18 protein-coding genes and 2 tRNA genes are annotated in these 20,198 nt (G+C 66.6%); 7 read left to right on the forward strand and 13 right to left on the reverse strand.

Annotated features, from left to right (window positions below; all coding sequences use genetic code 11):
• The first annotated feature begins 54 nt into the window (after nt 1–54).
• From QRN19_RS07265 to QRN19_RS07285, 5 genes are read left to right on the forward strand one after another with little or no spacing between them, the layout of a single operon-like run.
• Entirely contained in the window at nt 55–1,338 is a 1,284-nt protein-coding gene (locus QRN19_RS07265) for an ABC transporter substrate-binding protein (protein WP_285026083.1), read from the forward strand.
• 17 nt (nt 1,339–1,355) lie between these two features.
• Nucleotides 1,356–2,288, forward strand: a complete 933-nt coding sequence (locus QRN19_RS07270) for a carbohydrate ABC transporter permease (RefSeq protein ID WP_285026084.1) — start codon at nt 1,356–1,358, stop codon at nt 2,286–2,288.
• A 19-nt stretch (nt 2,289–2,307) separates the two neighbouring features.
• The gene (locus QRN19_RS07275; RefSeq protein WP_285026085.1) at nt 2,308–3,159 is read left to right on the forward strand and encodes a carbohydrate ABC transporter permease; all 852 of its coding nucleotides are present in this window, start codon (nt 2,308–2,310) and stop codon (nt 3,157–3,159) included.
• Nucleotides 3,156–5,429, forward strand: a complete 2,274-nt coding sequence (locus tag QRN19_RS07280) for a glycoside hydrolase family 3 protein (protein ID WP_285026086.1) — start codon at nt 3,156–3,158, stop codon at nt 5,427–5,429. The genes QRN19_RS07275 and QRN19_RS07280 overlap by 4 nt, the downstream gene beginning before the upstream one ends.
• Nucleotides 5,417–6,724, forward strand: coding sequence for a glycoside hydrolase family 125 protein (locus QRN19_RS07285; protein ID WP_285026087.1), 1,308 nt, complete (start codon nt 5,417–5,419; stop codon nt 6,722–6,724). Before QRN19_RS07280 ends, QRN19_RS07285 begins: the two co-directional genes overlap by 13 nt.
• Before the next feature lie 33 nt (nt 6,725–6,757).
• Here the strand turns inward: QRN19_RS07285 and QRN19_RS07290 are convergent, their stop codons facing one another.
• Complete coding sequence (locus tag QRN19_RS07290) at nt 6,758–7,450, reverse strand: suppressor of fused domain protein (protein WP_285026088.1); 693 nt, start codon at nt 7,448–7,450, stop codon at nt 6,758–6,760.
• 202 nt (nt 7,451–7,652) lie between these two features.
• Here QRN19_RS07290 and QRN19_RS07295 point away from each other — a divergent pair, with 202 nt between their 5' ends.
• Nucleotides 7,653–9,194 (forward strand): ATP-binding protein, encoded by a 1,542-nt coding sequence (locus QRN19_RS07295; protein WP_285026089.1) that lies wholly within the window; start codon nt 7,653–7,655, stop codon nt 9,192–9,194.
• Between the two features lie 158 nt (nt 9,195–9,352).
• Here QRN19_RS07295 and QRN19_RS07300 read toward each other — a convergent pair whose 3' ends face one another.
• From QRN19_RS07300 to QRN19_RS07335, 8 genes are all read right to left on the reverse strand, one after another.
• Nucleotides 9,353–10,015, reverse strand: a complete 663-nt coding sequence (locus QRN19_RS07300; RefSeq protein WP_285026090.1) for a GNAT family N-acetyltransferase — start codon at nt 10,013–10,015, stop codon at nt 9,353–9,355.
• The gene (locus tag QRN19_RS07305; protein WP_285026091.1) at nt 10,012–10,362 is read right to left on the reverse strand and encodes a transcriptional regulator; all 351 of its coding nucleotides are present in this window, start codon (nt 10,360–10,362) and stop codon (nt 10,012–10,014) included. Before QRN19_RS07305 ends, QRN19_RS07300 begins: the two co-directional genes overlap by 4 nt.
• A complete protein-coding gene (locus QRN19_RS07310) occupies nt 10,359–10,784 on the reverse strand; it encodes a hypothetical protein (RefSeq protein WP_285026092.1) in 426 nt (141 codons plus the stop codon). Before QRN19_RS07310 ends, QRN19_RS07305 begins: the two co-directional genes overlap by 4 nt.
• Nucleotides 10,785–10,894: 110 nt before the next feature.
• Nucleotides 10,895–11,401 carry a DUF6301 family protein gene (locus QRN19_RS07315; RefSeq protein WP_285026093.1) on the reverse strand — a complete coding sequence of 169 codons (507 nt, stop codon included), beginning with the start codon at nt 11,399–11,401 and terminating at the stop codon, nt 10,895–10,897.
• A 114-nt stretch (nt 11,402–11,515) separates the two neighbouring features.
• Nucleotides 11,516–11,611, reverse strand: a tRNA-OTHER gene (locus tag QRN19_RS07320).
• Nucleotides 11,612–11,969: 358 nt separating this feature from the next.
• Nucleotides 11,970–12,902, reverse strand: coding sequence for a hypothetical protein (locus tag QRN19_RS07325; protein ID WP_285026094.1), 933 nt, complete (start codon nt 12,900–12,902; stop codon nt 11,970–11,972).
• 56 nt (nt 12,903–12,958) lie between these two features.
• Nucleotides 12,959–13,456 carry an ImmA/IrrE family metallo-endopeptidase gene (locus QRN19_RS07330; protein WP_285026096.1) on the reverse strand — a complete coding sequence of 166 codons (498 nt, stop codon included), beginning with the start codon at nt 13,454–13,456 and terminating at the stop codon, nt 12,959–12,961.
• Between the two features lie 96 nt (nt 13,457–13,552).
• Nucleotides 13,553–14,758 carry an SIR2 family protein gene (locus QRN19_RS07335; RefSeq protein WP_285026097.1) on the reverse strand — a complete coding sequence of 402 codons (1,206 nt, stop codon included), beginning with the start codon at nt 14,756–14,758 and terminating at the stop codon, nt 13,553–13,555.
• 630 nt (nt 14,759–15,388) lie between these two features.
• On the opposite strand from QRN19_RS07335, the gene QRN19_RS07340 reads away from it, so the two are divergent.
• Entirely contained in the window at nt 15,389–16,324 is a 936-nt protein-coding gene (locus tag QRN19_RS07340) for a hypothetical protein (RefSeq protein ID WP_285026098.1), read from the forward strand.
• Between the two features lie 300 nt (nt 16,325–16,624).
• On the opposite strand, the gene QRN19_RS07345 is transcribed toward QRN19_RS07340, so the two are convergent.
• The 4 genes from QRN19_RS07345 to QRN19_RS07360 form a co-directional block, all read right to left on the reverse strand.
• A tRNA-Thr gene (locus QRN19_RS07345) sits at nt 16,625–16,700 on the reverse strand.
• Nucleotides 16,701–16,735: 35 nt separating this feature from the next.
• Nucleotides 16,736–17,371 carry a TetR/AcrR family transcriptional regulator gene (locus tag QRN19_RS07350; RefSeq protein ID WP_175117477.1) on the reverse strand — a complete coding sequence of 212 codons (636 nt, stop codon included), beginning with the start codon at nt 17,369–17,371 and terminating at the stop codon, nt 16,736–16,738.
• Nucleotides 17,372–17,390: 19 nt separating this feature from the next.
• The gene (locus QRN19_RS07355; protein WP_350224028.1) at nt 17,391–19,016 is read right to left on the reverse strand and encodes an alpha/beta hydrolase; all 1,626 of its coding nucleotides are present in this window, start codon (nt 19,014–19,016) and stop codon (nt 17,391–17,393) included.
• A 9-nt stretch (nt 19,017–19,025) separates the two neighbouring features.
• Complete coding sequence (locus QRN19_RS07360; RefSeq protein WP_137243700.1) at nt 19,026–20,159, reverse strand: DNA polymerase III subunit delta'; 1,134 nt, start codon at nt 20,157–20,159, stop codon at nt 19,026–19,028.
• Nucleotides 20,160–20,198: the final 39 nt, after the last annotated feature.

Below are 20,198 nucleotides of genomic sequence, written 5' to 3' on the forward strand. Positions count from 1 at the left end.
GCGGACGACACGATCACATCCCATCCCGACGCACCGCAGCTTTCAGGAGGTCTCATGACCGATGGCATCAGCAGACGTACGTTCCTCGGCACGGTGATCGGGGGCGGGGTGATGATCCCCCTGCTCACCGGATGCGGTCCCCTCGTCCCGGCCTCCGGCATCCCCGGGTCGATCTCGGTGCACACGCAATTGAGCGGCGCCGTCTCGGGAGCCCAGGTCTTCTCCGACGTCGTGGCCGCGTACTCCCGTGCGACCGACCGTGCCGTCGCCCTCCTCAAGAACGGTTCCGACCTCCCCATCGTCTTCGAGACGAGCTCACTCGCGGGCAAGGAGGCGGACATCGCCATGGTGAACCTCCAGGGACGCACCCTCTCCTGGACCCGACTGGGCGCCACGATCCCCGTGGAGCAGCTGCTGGACGACTGGGGGCTCCGCGACAAGATCATCCCGGAGGCACTCGCGGAGTGGACCGACGAGGAGGGGCACCTCCGCGCGTTCCCGTTCACGCGGACCAACTGGCCCGTGTCGTTCAACACCGGTCTGCTCGCGGAGGCGGGCGTCGAGCTGCCGACCACCTCCGACGAGCTCATCCTCGTCGCCGACGCCCTGCGGTCGAAGGGCATCGGCCCGGTCACGGTCGGAGGATCGGACTGGAGCGGTCAGAAGCTGTTCCTGCAGATCCTGCAGGGCTTCCTCACCAAGGACGAGGCCACCCGGGCGTTCTCCTCCGGCAAGCTCTCGGAGTTCCCGGGAGCGGTCGCCGGCGTGGAGCACTTCGTCGAACTGCGGGACGCCGGCGTCTTCGTCGACAACGTGCAGGGGTACACCTCCGACTCGGAACTCACGCAGTTCAACACCCGGAAGGCCGCGATCGTGCCGGCGATGTCGTCCGCGCTCGCCCTCGTGCCCCAGGAGCGTGCGAGCGAGGTGACCGTCGGCGGTTGGCCGGTGCCCTCCCAAGGAGGCGTGGTCGAACGGCCGACCGTCATCCAGAGCTACAACGGGCACGGCATCTGGATCAGCGCGAACGGCGCGGAGAAGCTCGAGCTCCTGAAGCCGTTCATCCAGAACCTCTACTCACCGGAGGTCACGAGCGAGTTCATCCTCGGCTCCGGGCGGGACATGAACCGGATCACGGACGTGGTCAGCACCGACTTCCCCCTTGTCGCGCAGGCGTCGCAGCTCACCACCGACCAGGTGACACCGGTCATGCTGCCCGACCTGCTCATCCCCGATGCGGTCTTCGAACCGATGATCCGGGTGACCGCGATGGCCTACGGCTCCGCGAGTGCCGACCAGATCATCGATCGGTTCGAGCAGGCCTACGACGCGGCCTGAGGGCCCGAAAGGACATCATGACCGTGCTCGACGCCGCTCCCACCACGGGACGCCCTGTCTCCGAACGACCGCCCGCCGTCCGACCGCGCCGCTCACCACTCCGCGAGCGCTTCCCGGGCCTCGCCCTCCCCGCACTCATCTGGTACGCGGTCTTCATGATCGGGCCGGTCGTCGCGATCTTCGTGATCGCCTTCCTGCGCTGGCCCGGGATGCTCGAGACCCCGTCCTTCGCCGGCCTGGACAACTTCCGGGCCGTCTTCACCGACGCCACCTTCTGGGCGGCCCTCGGCAACTCCGCCGTGCAGATCGTCGTCGGACTCCCGATCATGATCGTGCTGGCGTTCCTCCTCGCCTTCTACGTGGTGCAGAAGCCCCGTGGGCACCGCGTCCTGCGGTACATCCTGTTCATCCCCGCGCTGATCTCGGCCCCGGCCACCGCCATGGTGTTCTACGCGATGCTCAACCCGGACGGACTCGTCAACGGACTCCTCGCACCGCTCGGCCTGGCCGGCAACGCCTGGCTGGCGAACCCGTCGACCGCCCTCGGCGCCATCATCGCGGTCGAACTCTGGAGCGGGATCGGCTACTCGGCCGTGCTCATCGCCGCACGCCTCGACGGCGTCGACGCCGAGATCGTGCAGGCGGCGCGAGTGGACGGTGCCACCGACTGGCGCATCGCCTGGCGGATGTACTGGCCCATCGCCCGCGACTTCATCGGTGTGGTCACCATGCTCCAGTTCCTGTCGCTGCTGTTCAACTCGGCGCAGACCGTCCTGCTCCTCACCCAGGGCGGTCCGGGCACCTCGACGATGACGCTGTCGTACCTCATCTACAGCAAGGCGTTCGTCGAGACGGACCTCGGATACAGCCAAGCGGTCGGCGTGGTCCTGTTCGTCGTCGGGTTGCTCGGCATGTGGCTGATCCGCCGGACCCTGCGCGCCACCCACTGATCGGACCAAGGAGACTCTCATGGCATCACGCACCGTCCTCCCCCTCCGCGACCGGGTGGGGTCCCTGACGAGCGGCACCCTCGCCTGGCTGTATGCGGCGATCCTGCTCATCCCCTTCTACTACTTCATCTCGTCGTCGTTCAAGACGAACGAGGAGATCTTCGAGTCGCCGCTGGCGCTGCCGACGTCGTGGGACCTCTCGAACTTCGCCACCGCGTTCCGGCAGGCGGACCTCGGGCTCGCCATCGCGAACTCGGCGCTCACCACGATCAGTGCCCTCGTCCTCACCCTCCTGCTCGCCCTCCCCGCGGCGTTCGCGCTCGCACGGTCACAGGGCAGGCTCGGCCGGATGATCGAGAACGTCTTCAACCTCGGCTTCCTGATCCCCGCGTTCGCCGCCCTGTTCCCGACCTTCCTCCTCGCCGCCGCCGTCGGGCTGTTCCACACCCGCACCTTCGTCGTCCTGCTGCTCCCCGCCACCGCGCTCCCCCTCTCGATCGTGATCCTCACCGCGTTCATGCGGACGATCCCGCGTGAGCTCGAGGAGGCCGCATCCATGGACGGCGCGTCCACGCTGCAGGTCCTGCGCCAGGTGTACCTCCCCATCTGCATCCCCGGCATCGCGACGGTGCTGCTGCTGAACTTCCTGTCGTTCTGGAACGCCTACCTCTATCCACTCATCCTGATCGGCCCCGACACCGCCCAACGCACCATCCAGGTCGCGCTGCCGACCCTGAAGGTCGACGCCGGCACCGACTACGGTGTCCTCATGGCCGGAACCCTGCTCACGCTGCTCCCGGTCTACCTCGTCTACACGGTGCTCCAGAAGCAGATGCAGAAGGCCCTGGTGTCGGGAGCCGTCAAGGGATGACCCGGTCGGCGGCCGAGCTGAGCCTGCGCGAGCGGATCGGCCAGATCAACCAGCGACTCAAAGGGTGGGAGGCCGTCGAGTGGGTCGACGGTGCCCCGCGGGTCACCGACGTCCTCCGACGCGAGGTCGACCGGTGGGGTGGGATCGGCGCGATCTACGGCGTCCTGCGCGCGGATCCGTGGTCGCAGGTGCGCTGGAGCAACGGCATCCCGCCCGAACGGAGCGCGGAGGCCTACGAGGCGGTGCAGGAGATCGTCCGCACGCGCGGATCCGGACTGCCGACCCTCTTCGTCGAGGAGGTCCCGCACGGCCTCATGGCGCTCGGCGGCACCACGCTCCCGGTGAACCTCGCGCTCGGAGCCGGGATGGACGTCGACCTCGTGGAGGCCCTCGGCGCCCGGGTGGCGGCCGAGGCCCGGGCACGAGGCACGCACGTGGCGCTCGTCTCCGGGCTCGACGTGCTGCGCGATCCCCGGTGGGGTCGTGCGGAGGAATGCTTCAGCGAAGACCCGGCGCTGGCCGCGCTGCTCGTGGAGGCGACCGTGCGTGGCATGCAGGGGCGTGCCACCGACGGCCGGATCGCCGACGACCGCGTCGCCGTGGTGGCGAAGCACCTGGCCGGGCAGGGTGCCGGCATCGGCGGGCGGAACGGATCCGGCGCGCCGATCGGCCGTCGCGAGCTCGGCGAGATCCATCTGCGCCCGGCGTTCGTGGCTGCTCGGGCCGGGGTCGCCGGCTTCATGGCGGCGTACAACGACATCGACGGTGTCCCGTGCAGTGCCAACGCGGAGCTCCTCACCGGTGTCCTCCGTGAGGACTGGGGATGGCAGGGGATCGTCATGGCGGACGGCACTGCGGTCGACCGATTGCGGGACAGCGCGCCCGATCCGGCGAGCGCCGCGGCGCTCGCCGTCACGGCCGGGGTCGATCTGAGCCTGTGGGATGAGGCGTTCACGTACGTGGAAGAGGCCGTCGAGCGCGGGATCCTCGATACGGCACTCGTGACCCGCGCCGCCGACCGGGTGCTCGCGCTGAAACGGCGGGTGGGCCTGCTCGAGGAGGCGCGGCCGGAGCACGCCGTCGCCGATCCGACCGGGAGTCCCGCTGCACGGGAGTTCCTCGAACTCGCGCACCGCGCAGCGGCCCAGTCCTGTGTCCTCGTGCACGACGAGGGCGTACTGCCGCTCCCCGCTTCCGCCGTCGTGGCCGTGATCGGCCCGAACGCCGACGATCTCGAGGCCCAGCTCGGCGACTACACGCCTCCGCGGCCGGACGACGATCCGCACAGCTCCACGGTGCGGTCCGCGCTCGAGGCGCGTCACGGCATCGGCAACATTCGTTACGCGCGGGGCACGTCGCACCGTTCCCGCCTTCCGGGTGACGCGGCGGAGCAGGTGGACGCGGCGCTGTCCGGGGCGGATGCGGCGGTCGTCGTCCTGGGTGGGACGAGTCGGCGGAGCTACGACGAGGAGTTCGCCGACAACGGCGCCGTCGACGGCCCCGCACCGGACACCACCAACGGCGAGGGCGTCGACCTCTCGCGCCTCGAGCTCCCCGAGGCACAACTCGACCTCCTCCGCGTCGCCCGGGCCGCCGTCCCCGTCGTGATCGCAGTGCTGATCGACGGTCGTCCGCGCCCGATCGAGCCGCTCGTCGCGCTGGCCGACGCCCTGATCATCGCGCCGTTCCCCGGACCGGTGGGCGGAGCGGCGATCGTCGACGTCCTCGGGACCGGTGTCGGTGGCGGGCTGCTTCCGGCCACCTTCCCCGCGAGCGACGGCGTGCTGCCCGTCGCACACGACGAGCGTCGGGAGACGGCCCGCGGCTACGTCGACGCCCGGCATCCCGTGGGCAGACTGCTCGGCAGCGGCGCTCCCGCCGTGTCGGTCCGGCTGTGTTCCGTCGAAGCGACGCTCACCGCGGAGGCGCTGCGCGAGGGAGGCACGGTCACGCTGACCGCCGACCTCGTCAACGACACCGATCGGACGGTCTCTGTGCCGGTGCCGCTCTACGGACGCCGCCACGAGCTCGGCGTCCGACCACGTCGACGCACCCTGCTCGCGGTCGAACGGGCCCATGTCGCTGCCGGGTCGACGGCCGTCGTACAGTTCACCCTCGGTCTCGACGAGCTCGGTTCCTGGGCGGGTGGTCGTCCGGTCGCTGCCCCCGTGGAGGTGGTCGCCTGGACTGCTCAGAGCCACGATCCTCCGCCCGACGCCCTCGTCGTGCGGATCACCGATCAGGAAGGAGACACCGGATGGGGACACTGACCCCCTTCGCCCCGGACGCCCGCACCCGTGAGCTGCTCGCCGACGCCGCCGAGGAGGTGGGACAGGTCACCGACGGCCGCATCGGCGACCTGGTCGGCCGGGCGCTGCTCGCCACGCTCACCGACACCGTCGGCGTCGGCCCGTCAGGACAGGTGTTCGTCATCACGGGAGACATCCCGGCGATGTGGCTCCGCGACTCCACGACCCAGCTCACCCCGTACCTGCGGTTCCTCGAACGCAGCGGGCAACTGGCCGACCTCGTAGAGCAGGTGGTCCGACGCCAGTTCGGGTTCATCGCCCACGACCCGTACGCCAACGCGTTCAACGACGGTCCGACCGGTGCCCACTACGACCCCGAGGACGTCTGCGAGGATCCCGAGGTCTGGGAGCAGAAGTACGAGGTCGACAGCCTCGCCTACCCGATCACCCTGGCGCACGCGCTGTGGCGCAAGACGGGACGGACGGGGTTCCTCCTCGACGCCCCGACGCCCGAGGTGCTGCGGACCGTCGTCGATCAACTCCGAGTCGAGCAGCGTCACGACGCCTCTCCGTACCGGTTCGAGCGGGCGACCGCCATCCCCACCGAGACGCTGTCGCGCGGCGGTCGAGGCTCGCCCGTCGCGGAGACCGGCATGACCTGGAGCGCCTTCCGTCCCTCCGACGACGCCTGCACGTTCGGGTACAACATCCCGGCCAACCTCTTCGCTGCGGAAGCGCTGCTCGCGCTCGCCGAGATCGCGACCGAGGTGCTCCAGGACATGCCGTTGGCCGCGGACGCCCGCGCACTCTCCGCCGAGCTCGTCGCCGGCGTCGAGGCGCACGGCGTCGTGCCCGGACCCGGAGGATCCCCGATCTACGCCTACGAGGTCGACGGACTCGGCGGCAGGCTCATCATGGACGACGCGAACACGCCGTCGCTGCTCTCGCTCCCCCTGATCGCACCGACCGTCCTCGATCCGGCCGTGTGGGCGGCCACTCGCGACGTCGTGCTGAGTCCGGCGAACCCGTACTGGTTCGAGGGCTCGGCGTTGCGCGGCATCGGGAGTCCGCACACCCGTGATCGACGGGTTTGGCCGATCGCACTCGCCGTCGAAGGGCTGGTGGGCACTCCGACCGACCGTCGCCGTCTGCTGCGCATGATCGCCGACACGGATGCCGGCACCGGCCGAGTGCACGAGAGCATCGACGTCGACGATCCGGCCGTCTTCTCACGCCCCTGGTTCTCCTGGGCCGAGTCGATGTTCTGTGAACTCGCCCTCACCGTGGTGGACGACGAACGGGCGCAGGTGGGGTGACGCCCAGCCGGGCACGGCCGATCGGCCGCCGGTTCAGCGGCGATCCGGGGCGATGGTCAGCAGCGGGTCATCGACCGCCAGACGCGCCAGCACCTCGTCCGTCGTCGACCGCTTCGCCTCCTCGACATCGGCGTCGGTCAGCGCGACGGCCTGCCAGAAGGCGACCCGGCCGTTCGGCGTCTCGATGGGAGCGACCACCGGGTCGGCGGTGACGGCGAGGGTCGTGAGGGCGCCGTCGGGATCGTCGGTCACGCCGTCGGCGAGTCGGATCCGATCGCCCAGCCAGAGCTCCTGCGGCCCACTGCGCACGTACTGCGCGAGGACGATCAGCGCGCGGTACGGCCACTGGGGCGGCGTCTCGTCCGACGGCGACCGGCGCACGCGCATCGTGAGCTCGTACCCGAAACCGCTGGTCGTCGGATCATCGGAGTCCTTGCCCCACAGTTCGGTGAGCCCGTACGTGACGTAGAACCAGTGGTCGGGGCCTGGCAGTGCCGAACACCCCTGCAGGGCGGACCCGAAGTGCAGTCCCGGCGAGTAGGCGACATGGAACTCGCGGGCACCCGGGTAGTGCTGCGACACCGCCTGCGCGACCGCGTCCCATCCCCGCTCGTCGAGGTCGTCGAGGTCGTCGGGTCCGTCGGGCCCGTCGGGCCCGCCTACTGCAGGCTCGGTCGCGGTGGGCGGGGTCGGTGGCTGCTGAGTCTTGCGTCGGAAGAAGCGCATGCGACGAGTGTAGGCATCGGTCGCTCGGACGCGCCCGCGGAGGCATCCGGCGCGACGGCGATACAGTGAATTGGCCCGAAACCGGGCGGGACACCTGGGAGGCCCGATGCCACGCTGGATCGAAGGCACGGAGCGCCACCCCCGGCTCGGCCTGCTGAGCCGGAGTCAGGGGCCGCTAGCGCTGGGAGTGGGGATTGTCACGGTGATCGTCGGCACCACCAGTCCGGCCGTCCTCCGTGTCACCGAGCTCCAACTTGCTTGGGCCGTGATGGGACTCGCGCTCGTCGCGACACTCGTGCTTCCGTGGGAACGGATCGCGCGCCCGTGGGCGCTCACCCTGGTCAGCGCCGACCTCGCCGTCGTGGGGCTCGTGAACCATGCGGTGTCCCCCGTCCTCGGCGCCTCGATCGTGCTGCTCGCCTTCCCCGTGCTCTGGCTGTCCTACAGCTTCGGTCAGCTCGGGGTCGTCCTCGCTCTCGTGGGGAGTGTGCTCGTCCTCTGGTTGCCCAGCCTGTTGTACGGCGAGGGTCCCGAGAACGCGCAGGGCCAGAGCGAGCTCGTCGCGCTCACCCTGCTGCTGGTGCTGGTCATCATCGCCGTCGGTCTGCAGTCGCGGCGGTTCGAACGCGCGCAGTCGAGCGTGCGAGCCGAGGGCGAGGCGAAGGTCGAGGCCCTGGAGCGGCAGAACCGGCTGGCCGTGATGCTCCGCACCGTCGCCGACGAGGTGAACGTCGGACTGGTCTTCTTCGACGAACACGGAGACCAGATCCTCAACAACCGACTCGCCGTGGAACTCGCGACGCTGGCCGGCTACGACGCGTCGACCGGGGGCGCCCGCTTCATCTGGGCGGCGGACGGCGTCACCCCGCTGGCGACGGAGGACCAACCGGTCGTGCGGATCCTCGATGGACAGGACGTCCGTGACTTCTTCTACTGGGTGGGGCCTCCCGGCAAGCAACGAGCCCTCGTCGCGAACGGTCGGCCGGTCAGCGGCGCGGACGGCGCGCCGAACGGAGCACTCCTCGTCGGACAGGACGTGACCGAGCTCACCGAAGCCGTCCGGATGCGCACCGAGTCGCTCACGAGCCTCAGCCACGAGCTCCGGACACCGCTCACGAGCATCCTCGGGTACCTCGACATGCTCGAGGACGACGCGGACATCGCGCCCCGGGTGCAGGCTCAGCTCGCCGTCATCCGCCGGAGCGCCGATCATCTCGGGCGCCTGGCTGAACAGTTCCTCGCAGCGAGCGCACCCCACCTGGAGATCACCGACGAACCCGTCGACCTCAGCGCCATCGTCCTGGAGGCGGCCGACGAGCGACGACGACTCGGCCTGCCCGACGGCGTGGAACTGCGGACGGCGGCCGTGCCGACGCTGCAGCTCGTCGGCGATCGAGCGCGCCTCCGGGAGTTGCTCTCGATCATGCTCGACAACGCCGTGACCTACACCCGCGCCGGCGAGATCTTCCTGAGCGTGCGCTCCGACGGAGTGGATGCGATCATCCGCGTCACCGACACGGGGATCGGCATCCCGACGGACGAACTCACCCGGGTCTTCGAACGGTTCCACCGGGCCGGGAACGTGCGCGAGGAGACGATCCGCGGTTCGGGCCTCGGACTCACCATCGCCAGATCCATCGCGCAGGCGCACCGCGGCACGATCGAGGCGTTCGCCACCGGTGATCCCGGAACGACGTTCATCGTCCGCTTACCGCTCGCCCGTCGGAACCGCTCGGTCGCCTGACACCGCCGATGAGTCGTTCGGCACGGCGGCGCAGTGCGCGTCGACGGACCGTCGGAGACCCGTGCAGGAGCTGCACCCTGCGGATCACGACACGCTGAGCGATAGACACCCGATGAAGCGCACCGTGACCGGAGGCGACACGACCGGCGACCGGCTTGCTAGCCAGGCCGGACGCGGAGAGCGTCACCGTCTCCGTTCCGTGACTCCGCGTCGACCGAGATCCCCGTTGCGGCATCCTGTGCTGAGGGGGCTGCAACGCCTTCTCCGGCCATGACGGCTCGCATCGTCCAGACAGTCGGCCCCTGTGGGAGGTCGCTGCGGCCGGTGACCCGGAAACCGTGGCGTTCATAGAGCCGAACGTTGTCCTCACTGGATGTCTCGAGCCGGACTGCTCGCGCCCCGCGTCGGGTGGCCTCCGCGAGCCCGAGCTCGAGCAACGCTCCTCCAGCGCCCCGCCCTTGAACGTTCGGGTGAACGCCGAGTGTCTCGAGTGTCCAGTCGTCACCAGAGGAGCGCCGGTGTGCGAGCCGGTCCAATCGGTCGCCGTGCAGTGCCATGACCTGGTCGAGGACGTTGTCGTCTGGGCCAGGGGCGTCGGGGGGAAGGAGCGCGATCACTCCGGAGCCGTCGTCGACGACTGCGACGACCCCGTGCTGGTGGGCATGCGAGAGATAGAGGTGCTGGAGCGCGCGGAGGCGAGCCGGGTAGTCGTCGTCAGGGATGACGTGACGTGTCCACGGGTAGTCGGCGAAGGCGACAGCCAGCGCTTCAGCTGCTGCAGCGAGGTCTGTTGAAGCGCACAGGCGGACGAGGATACTCACGGGGTCGGGCCTTCTCGTTCGGTTGGGAGCTGGGAATCAGGGGAAGCAGGGCCGCCCGAGTCGACGATCGCTTGCAGGGTCGCCAGGTGCTGGGTGAACGCGGCACGGCCAGCGTCGGTGATACCCACCCAGGTGCGGGTGCGCCTGCCGGAGGGCTCCTTGCGCACGTTGACCAATCCGGCGTCCAGCAGCGCAGTGAGGGCCTGGGACAGGGTTGAGTCGCTGATCTCGAGGAGGTCACCGAGGAAGCGGAAGTCCACGTCTTCCAGATTCCGCAGCGCTGCGAGCAAGGAGAAACGCACCGGGGAGTGGATGAGCGAGTCGAGATCCTTCCGCGGGTGACTCATCGGCGCGAGCTTGCGGACAGGCACACGAGAATCGGGCTCACTGCGACGACACCGGCCAGCACCCACCACCACGAGGACGTGGCCCCCACGAGCTGCAGTGCCGGGTCGAGCATCCAGGTATAGAGCACGAACCAGGTGACGACAGCTATCTCCATGTTCCGGATGCCGTCGCGTGGAGCAGACCGACGACGCAGCAGGGCAACCAACCAGATCGACGCGGTCCCCAGCAGCATCGGTACGAACGCACTCCAGTAGGGAGTGTGGAACACGTCGACGGAGACGGTGAACGACAGGGCGAAGCATGCCTGCACGATCACGAACCACGGGAACCAGCGGGCTGCCCGACGTGCTTCGCTCGAGATCTTCTCGTTCGTCGCGAGACGGACGTGTGCTTCATCGAGGGGAAAGTGCTGTTGAGTCATGACACCACTTTATCACTTCTAAAGTGTCTTTCAATGCTCGCGCAGCTCTTGCCGCGCGGCTCTGCTGACGCCTGCCGCATCGTCTCGACGCGGCAGTCGACCAGACGGGATCAGGCAGTGTCGGCACCGGCGGCCGGGGTGCGGCCGGGGTCGATGCCCAGCCGTTCCTCGCGCCGCTCCACGTCGGCGAAGCGCTGCCCCTCGACGACGAGCAACACCTTCTTGGGCACCGTCTTGAGCCAGATCCTGCCGCCGTTGGCCAGTTCCCAGTACGGATCTCCGCCCTGGGATCCGGAGGGCTGACCACGGTGCCCGCTCAGCGCCGCCTGCAGGTCCTGTGCGGCACCCCGCAGCGCACCCGCGTCGTCGCTTTTGTCGGAGACCGCGATCACGATCTGGGAGATCGCGTCATCTGCGACGAGCGAGCGAACGGTCGGCAGGTTCACGGGATACCCGGAACGGTGCTGGACGCCGCTCGACGTCTCCAGCTTGAACTGCCACCCGAGACGCTCCGCGAGCGCCTTGAAGTCGTCGCGACCCAGCGGCCACGACACCGAGGTGAAGGCTTCGCAGACGGCATCGATCTGTGCGTCCGTGGCTCTGGCGAGTGCATCCATCCGGTCATCCTACGACTGTCTCCGCACCGGCTTCGGCGGCGGACGACGAAGCGCCCCGAAAACCAGAACAGCCGCTGACCTGGGTGTTCCAGGGCAACGGCCGGGTGAAGCTGATGGAGCCGCCCAAGGGAATCGAACCCTTGACCCTCTCATTACGAGTGAGGGCGATGGGGTACTTGGCAGTCCTTGATCGTCCACTGATGGGGCGACATCCTCGTGAATGATCCGCCGCGGTCGAAGACGACTGGTTTGCACTTCTGTCGCATTAGGGAATCCGCTTCATATCAGACAGGAACCGCACCAGGACTCCGCGGCGAGCTGCTCATTGCGACAGGTCCCCACCGGAGACATCAAAATTTGCTGCTGCGCACGCTTCGAAATCTCCGAGCCCCCTAGAGAATTCACCGCCCGGGCCATCCTGAGTGTCACAAGTGTCAGAGCAGAACTGATGGAGACGAGCCTCGCTGATCACAGGACGTCACCAGCAAATCAGGACCGCAAAGAGGGTTTCACACCAGCGGGATGGACCTCCCTGCTCGCATCAGCAGGCACGATTCTGCCCCGTCAGTTATTCGAGAGGAGGTGCCGGATCTACGATTCCCGGCTCATCGTATTGAGCAGTCTCGATACTATCCAGGTTTCCTTCAGAATGACGCAGCTCCTCCATCGCATCGAGCGGCACGACAGTGAATGCAGCGTGAGCGGAATCGGGAAGGTACATTCGAAATGGCCAGTCAGCATCCTTACTGCAAGCATCACATATCGCTATGACCTTTGATGAATCAAAACCTGAACTTCGTAGGCTTGCCATAGCTTTATTGACCGGGTCATGATAATGCCGATCAATAGCGAAAACCGGATAGTCTCGCCCACCCCAAACACCTTTCAGAAAGTGTCCGCCAAGGAACGCAAAATCATCGACCGCATGGAGTCTCGGGTTGTCGGGATCAGCCGCCTCGCCATGCGCGGAAACCGCCATTGCCCAAGCGACTTCGATGCTTAGCGTGAAGTTTCGCTGAGTGGAAAGCGAATACACCCTGAAGCCAGTATCGATACTCGGGCCAAAATAGTCATAGAGGTACTTGGACGGTGTCCTCGTACCAGACAAGGCCTTGTCATTCAACCGAACTACGGAATCGGCGGACTGCTCGATGGTCGGTTGGCGCGGAATAGTTGATTCACTATCCGGCCCAGGGAAGGTCGCAATGAATGCACCACCCTTCAGCGCAAGACTCACGTCAGACAACACATCGCGCTCATAAAAGCTAATGGCATCCAGCCAGACACGAACAGCACGCCCTACCGCTAGTTCAGTCTTAACGTCCACCTCGAAGATCAGTTCATCGCCGACCGCCTTCCACAGCGAGAACCCCGTTTCGAGGCCATCAATCGCTGAGCGACGACGATCCGCTTCGACGAGAAACTGAGGAAACTCACGATAGAACGACAGAAAAATCTTCTGCCAGCCAGGCTTCGCCTGCTTATAGCTTGTAGACCCCACAAGGTCACAAGAGAGAAACAGAGCAGACCTGTCTCGCTTCGCCGCCGGCGACACGTCTAGAGACCGAGCGCCTGAGCACGAACCTCGGCTGACCGAGGTGACACTTCAAAGCGATCTGCGAGCTTCCAAGCATCTCCGCCCAGTTCGCGATGAGCCGATCGAAAGATCTCAGCTGGCATCAGCAATGAAGCCGCGAAGTAGTTTGCCTGCGTTTCAGCGCGGTTACGATCCCCCCGCCCGAAACGCGAAGGGCCTTTGAGGTCGGGTTGTAGGTAGTGGAGGAAATAGTGCCCGATCTCGTGGGCAATCGTGAAGCGGTCCCGGCGCGTCGACGTCATCGGGGGAAGATGGATGGTGAAATCTCCGCGGTCACGCACCGTAAGAGCCTCAGTTGAGACGAACGAAGAGGAAACATCGATACGGCCGCCCAAGATTTTGACCAGACGCTCCAGGTCCGCACAGCCGGACGAATCGTAGATCGCGTGGTGCTCGCCCACGCGCTCCGCATACCCTGCGATAGCCTGGCTAGACAGCGGCGATACAGCAGCGCTCATGACTTTCCCTCCCGGAAGCAAGAGTCTACTTGAACCCTCTGTCATCCGTGACGACGATCCTCCGTGGTGGACAGCAAGATTCGTTCTCGGACAGGATCACGATCCAAGTGCAGCTGTAAGCACCCTGGGGTCGAGGATCCATCCAGCTGGCATCACCGAGAACATCGCCTCTCTGAGTCGACCTCCTGATTCCTCCTCGACCACCGACATCTCGTTGATCCCCGTTTGGAGCCGTTCGAGTAGCGTGTGGAGCCATTCGCGGGCCGTCTCGTTGAAGGGGTTCCAGGGAGGCTCGACACGGTCGACGCCAGACAGCAGGTCAACGCCGTCGCAGTGGAGGTCAACCTGTAAGCCCAACTTCTCGTCTGCGGATAGGTACACTCTCCACCTCAGTAGAGGGCCAGACGACCCGTCCACGTAGTCCGAAATGCTTGAACGGTGTGTAATGTCAACTGACGGCCCGAGGAGAGCGGCTACTCGCTCAGTCACTGACTCATCTGGATCGATCACAGTGGCAGTTTGGGGTCCCGCGGAGCTGGCGACCCATTGACGAGCGACCAGGTCTCCGGCAGGGAACGAGTATCCGACAATGACCAATTCTTCCGCTCTAGCTAGCGCTTCTGCACCTGCACGCCATTGAGCTTTGAGCGATCGATTCGCCAGGTAGGGGCCTTTTGAATACGTGGGCGGAATCAAGAGCGGCTTGAGGTCGTCGTACATGTGCTGGTACCGCGGAGGACGCTCGCCCGCGGGGGCGACTTCGGGGGCCCAGGGCAGCAGGTCCGTGGTGAGAACGATTGGGTCACTCGTGGGAGCGTCGAGGCCACCGAACGCCCAACTCGTCGACCCGTGCAACTTGAATATCGTCGGCAGTGATCCGCGCGGGTCTGAAGGACCAAGGAAGAGACCGCTAGCCGCAGCCGCGCGAGATGTGATCGGAGCAACGTACAAGTCCGCCCAGGTACCCACTCGATTGATCCGGCTCAGCGCCCTCTCAAGGAGCGTGTCGTAGTTGAAAGTGAAGACCGACGCTGATGCATCAGCCTGAGACCACGCGAATTTCAGAAGCCAGTCCGGTGGCGCAGTCGCGACGACCGAACGTTCCGCTGCGACAATCTGGCGGTACACCTCATCGGTGATCCTGATGAAGCTCGCTCGGTTAGACAAATTGTCGGCGTCAGTCAGCCAGGGTTGGTCGACGGAAAGAAACGACAGCCACTGCTCGAGATCGTTGCCAAACTTGGTCAGGCTCTCGGCATCCACTAATCCCACGCCCGAGACGGCCTTGACCAGCTCGGTCATCGTGGGCATCGCTGGCGAAATCGCTCGAGAGAAGCCTGCTCCTAGTATGAAAGCTCGCACCATCCGAACTCTAGCGTCGATGCAACGGTCCAGAGGCAGAGGCAGAGGCAGCAGCAGAGGCAGCTGCGGTCGGCCCGTCGAGTCGCTCGCTGGACCTGCACCCTGGATCTGAGTCGACTTGAGCCCCGCGTCCGCGGGTAGAGCGCCTACAGCGACAATTTCAAGTCGAGCTCCCGACAGCCGCCCGCCTGATCGATCGGTTCCTGGCGAGGACGCTACCGCCGGGTGCCTCCGGGCTCTCCGCGCCAGTCGCTAGTCTGCTTTGGATCCAAGAGCAGCCGACCACTCCGCAGAGTGCATCCAATCGGTTCGGGAGATCGTCCCGCGGAATTGGCTCAGAACCTCTCCGACCGGTCCGATCACGTGCAGACGGTGACCTCTACGACCTCGGGGCGCCGCTGGACGACAGCTTTATACAAGCGCGGATTCGGAGGCCTTCACTGACAAAACCGGTTTGTTTCGCGTGGAGCGCCAGTCTCTGCGCACAATCACCGGAATGTTCAGACAGCCTCAACTGTGTGAGTCGACACGGACAATCTGGTGGCACTAGATGCGCAGTACCATTTCCCCGTGCCCGAAGTTGAACGCGCCTGCCACTACACCAGCACTCAAGGTCTCATATCGATCCTCCAGAACCACGCCCTGCGCGCGTCCTCTGCAGCTTTCATGAATGACGCCAATGAGATGCGTAGCGGTGCCCGCGCGTTCAGAACCGCCTTCGAAGCTCGCAGAGCGGGGCTGCAATCCGACGAGCACACACACGTCGAGCACAGCGGACTCATGAACGAGGAAACCGCGTTCAGCAATTTCCTCCTCTCAGCGGCTCGCGATCCCGACAGCCTGACTCTCTGGCGAAACTACGGCGTGTCCGAGGTTGCATACTCCATTGAACTCGATGGTTCGCAATCCCTCGTGCCGCTCGTTGCACGATCCGGCGAGTCACACCCGAGCCCTCCGCCGGACTTCTACGCGCCCGACGAAGTGGCCGAAGACGGCACGCCCATCCACTACTTTCCCGCCGACGCTACCTTCGTACTCGGCGGAAGCTGGAGGGACGTTGACTATATCGAAGGTGTCGATGATCCACTCATCGGCAAGCGACTGGACGAGTTGATTGCGAGATACCGTAAGAACAGGGATGCAGGAAAGCTCATCGTCACCGGCTACGCCAACGCGCCCATCGACTTCATGAAGGATCGCGGTTTCAGCGACGAACGCGAGGTTCGGTGCGTGTTCACGGTTAATCCATGGTGGAAATTCGTTCGCTACCGGCCCACACGCTTCGGAATAGTCCCGTACATCGAACTGACCGGCGGTGGCGGCAAAATGGAAGAGGAGTGGGGATCGCGGGGATCGTGGGCGATGACTCCGCAGCCTTTGCCGGTCAAGCGGGTGACAATCGGCCCCAACGCCCCTCACGAAGCCGAGCGTGCCCTTAGGTCGCTGCTAGACCAGACGGGGTATGGAAGCGCATCGGTAGCGCGAAGCGAAACGCCGTATCGGTAGCGGCCTCAATCATGCCAGCAGGGCGATCGCCTCCGTTTTCTAGTCGCACGTCGCGGCGGCGACGCCTCGAGACGTCTCAGACGTGATGTACGCCGCACTAACTCGACCACGTCAGGACCAACATGACCACGCACGCTGATCACCGTTCGCCACCGTCCGCTGGATAAGCGCTACATGCGTTGCTATGTTTCGTGCATTACCGACGGCCGTTGCCCCACCGAGCGGGCCGCAGGATACGCGGCGCGCGCATGAAACAGCCGCTGACCGGGGTGTTCCAGGGCAACGGCCGGGTGATGCTGGTGGAGCCGCCCAAGGGAATCGAACCCTTGACCTTCTCATTACGAGTGAGATGCTCTGCCGACTGAGCTAGGGCGGCGCGTGCGCTGGTCGCCCGGCGCACGAGTATCCATGTTAGCGCAGCTTTTGGACCGTCGTGTACAGCTCGGCGAAAGAACGACGGATCCGCTCGGCGAGAGAGCCCGGCGTCGGCGCATCGGCCCAGCAGCGCCAGGCGTGACGCAGGCCGGCGAAGCCCACCATCGTCACCATCCAGCAGCGGTCGAACAGCGCCTCGGCGTCCTCCGCGAGCGTCGGATCGTCGTTCAGCACCCGGCGCTCGACGACCTTGTAGAGGCCCTCCTCGAAGCCGCGCATACTCGCGATCCGCGCGCCCAGCAGGTGCGGGTGGTCGCGCAGGACGTCCTTGCGGAGATGGTGGATCTCCACGTCCTCGTCGGCGTCACCCACGGTGCGGGCCAGGAGCTCCCCCAGGTCGGTGAGCACGTCGGTGGCGGGCCCCGCGGTCAGGAAGGCGTGCAGGGCGTCGCCGTCAGGGATCAGCGGGATGTCGCCGATCAGCGCCTCCTCCTTCGTCCCGAAGTAGTTGAAGAAGGTCCGCGGCGAGACCTCCGCCCGACGGCTCACCTCCTCCACTGTCACGTTCTCGAGCCCCTGCTCACTCGCGAGCGTCAGCACCGCGTGCTGGATCGCCCGACGCGTCGCGAGCCGCTTCCGCTCGCGGAGCCCGAGTTCAGCCGGCGCCGTCATGGTCATCAGGATCCCGCCGTCAACTGCACATCGGGTCCTTCGACGGCACCGTGCCGTCGATGAGGTACTGGTCGACCGCCTGGTTCACGCAGTCACTGCCCTTGTTGTAGCCGGTGTGACCCTCACCCTTGTAGGTGATCAGCTGACCCTTGTCGAGCTGCTCCGCGAGGTTCTGCGCCCAGACGTACGGCGTGGCCGGGTCGTTCGTCGTCCCGACGACGAGGATCGGCGCTGCGCCCTTCGCGTGGATCTCCCCACGCTCGGTCCGCGTCTGGTACGGCCAGTTGGCGCAGAACGTGTCGCCGTAGGCCATGTACTCGCCGATCACGGGAGCCGCCTCCTCCAGCTGCTTCGCCTCGTCGGCCATCTTCGTCTTGTCGTCGTCGTAGCTGTAGTCGAGGCAGTTGATCGCGTTGAAGGCCTCGGTCTGGTTGTCGGCGTACTTGCCGGACTCGTTGCGACCGTTGTACCCGTCGGCGAACTGGAACGCGATGTCGGTCCCGCCCTGCATGACCTCGGCGAACATCTTGCTGAGGTACGGCCAGGCATCGGCCTGGTACAGCGGGTAGATGATCGCCGTCAGCAGGGTGTTGCCGCCCAGCTCACGTCCGTCGTCGCCGGGGATCGGGTTCGCGTCGACCTCGTCGAGGAGCGTCTTGATCTCGGTCATCGCGCTGTCGACGGAGCCCTTGAACGGGCAATCCTTGCCCGTCATGCAGTCCTCGAGGTAGGCACGCAGAGCACTCTCGAAGCCCTTGGCCTGCTCCTTGACGACCTCGAAGTTCGACGTCGACGGGTCGATCGCACCGTCGAGCACGAGACGCCCGACGTTCTTCGGGAAGAGCTCCGCGTACGTCGCGCCGAGGAACGTGCCGTACGAGTACCCGAGGTAGTAGAGCTGTTTGTCACCGACGGCAGCACGCAGCATGTCGAGGTCCTTCGCAGCGCTCTGCGTGTCGACGAACTCGAGCATCTTGCCCGTCTCCTCCGCGCACGCGTCGCCGAAGTCCTTCGCGGCCTTCTCGTTCGCGGCGATCCACTCGTCGGAACCGCGCTTCCCCGGCGTCACGTCGTACAGGTACGCGTCCATCTCGGAGTCGGTCAGGCAGGTCACCGGCGTCGACTTGCCGACACCGCGGGGGTCGAAGCCGACGACGTCGAAGTTCTCCTGGAGGTCCTTGTCGACCGCGAAGTCAAGGCTGTCGGCGACGAGGCTGTAACCGGAACCACCCGGGCCGCCGGGGTTCATGAAGAGCGAGCCGATCGGCTTGCCGTTCGTCGCCTCGTGCCGCACGAGCGCCAGGGAGAGTTCGCCGTCCGAGGGGTTGTCCCAGTCAATGGGCGCCTTCGCCGTGGCGCATTCGAAGCCGTCGGCACAGCCACTGGTCTTCCAGTCGAGCTGCTGCTCGTAGAAGGGCTTCAGCTCGGCGTCGACGTCACTCGTCGCCGGCGAGGAGGACGACGTCGTCGGCTCGGCGGCCTTCGGCGGCAGGAAGGCCGTCACGCACCCGCTCAGGGTGAGTGCCGCGACCGCGAGACCGGCCACCAGGGCGACCCGCGCCGCACGGCGCGCACCGGGACCCCTGCGACGGGGTGCACCGGTCGATCCCGTCGAGTCCGACGGCTGCTGCCTGGGCGAAGTCACAGAGGCTCCCTACCGGACCGCCGACACGAGCATGGCCTCCAAGGCCAGCGCCGGGGCGACGTTCCCTTCGATTCGTGTGCGGGCGACGGAGATCGCCTCCAAGGTTTCGATCGTAACCGCAGGCGTCGTCCGGCGAGCGGCTTCCTCGAGTTCCGGACGCAATTCACGGTTGATGATCGTGGCGTCGTGCCCCAGCTGCAGGAGCACGATGTCGCGGTACAGCGAGAGCAGGTCGACCATGATCCGGTCGAGCCCGTCGCGCAGACTGCGGGTGGCGCGTCGCTTCTGGTCCTCCTCCATCGCCCGGACCTGCGAGCGGAGGGCCGGTGGGACCGACTGACCGGGCTCGACGCCGAGTGAGCGCAGGGTGCTCTCCCGCTCGGCCTCGTCGCGCAGCGAGGTGTACGCCTTCGCGTCGTCGCCGGCCAGCTCCAGGAGGCGGCCGGCGGTGACGACCGCTTGCCCCGCGCTCCGGATGTCGAGCACGGCACGGAGCGTGGATTCACGGCGCTGCCGTGCACCGGGGTCGGTCGCGAGGCGATGGGCCATGCCGACGTGGCTCTGCGCCTCGCGGGCGGCGCGTTCGGCGAGTTCGGGTGCCACGCCGTCGCGCCGTTCCAGCAGCTCGGCGACGTCATCGATGGTGGGGACGCCGAGGCGGACCGAGCGGACGCGCGACCGGATGGTGGGCAACAGGTCGGCCTCGCTGGGCGCGCACAGCACCCAGATCGTGCTGCTCGGCGGCTCCTCGAGCGACTTCAAAAGCAGGTTGGACGTGCGCTCGGTCATTCGATCGGCGTCCTCGACGACCATGACGCGGAAGCGGCCGACGGAAGGCGCGCGGTAGGCGTTCCGGACGAGATCGCGGACCTCGTCGATCGTGATGATGACGCGATCGGTGCTCAGCGCCGAGAGGTCGGGGTGGGTGCGGGCCTCCACCTGACGACGGGTGACGTCGTCGCCCCCGGGCTCGCGGCTGAGGAGCGCGGCGGCGAAGGCGTAGGCGAGGGTCGACCGGCCGGAACCGGGCGGTCCGGTGATGAGCCAGGCATGGGTGAGGCCCTTGGGCGTGACCGGGTCCGACGCCGACTGGAGGAGCTCGATCGCGTCGCGTTGACCCGTCAAGTCGGTCCAGGAAGCCATGCGTCTACGATACCGGGCGGTACCGACGTGAGCCGGCGG

Origin of the sequence: Plantibacter sp. ME-Dv--P-122b, assembly GCF_030209375.1 — a bacterium.
Classification (GTDB): domain Bacteria; phylum Actinomycetota; class Actinomycetes; order Actinomycetales; family Microbacteriaceae; genus Plantibacter.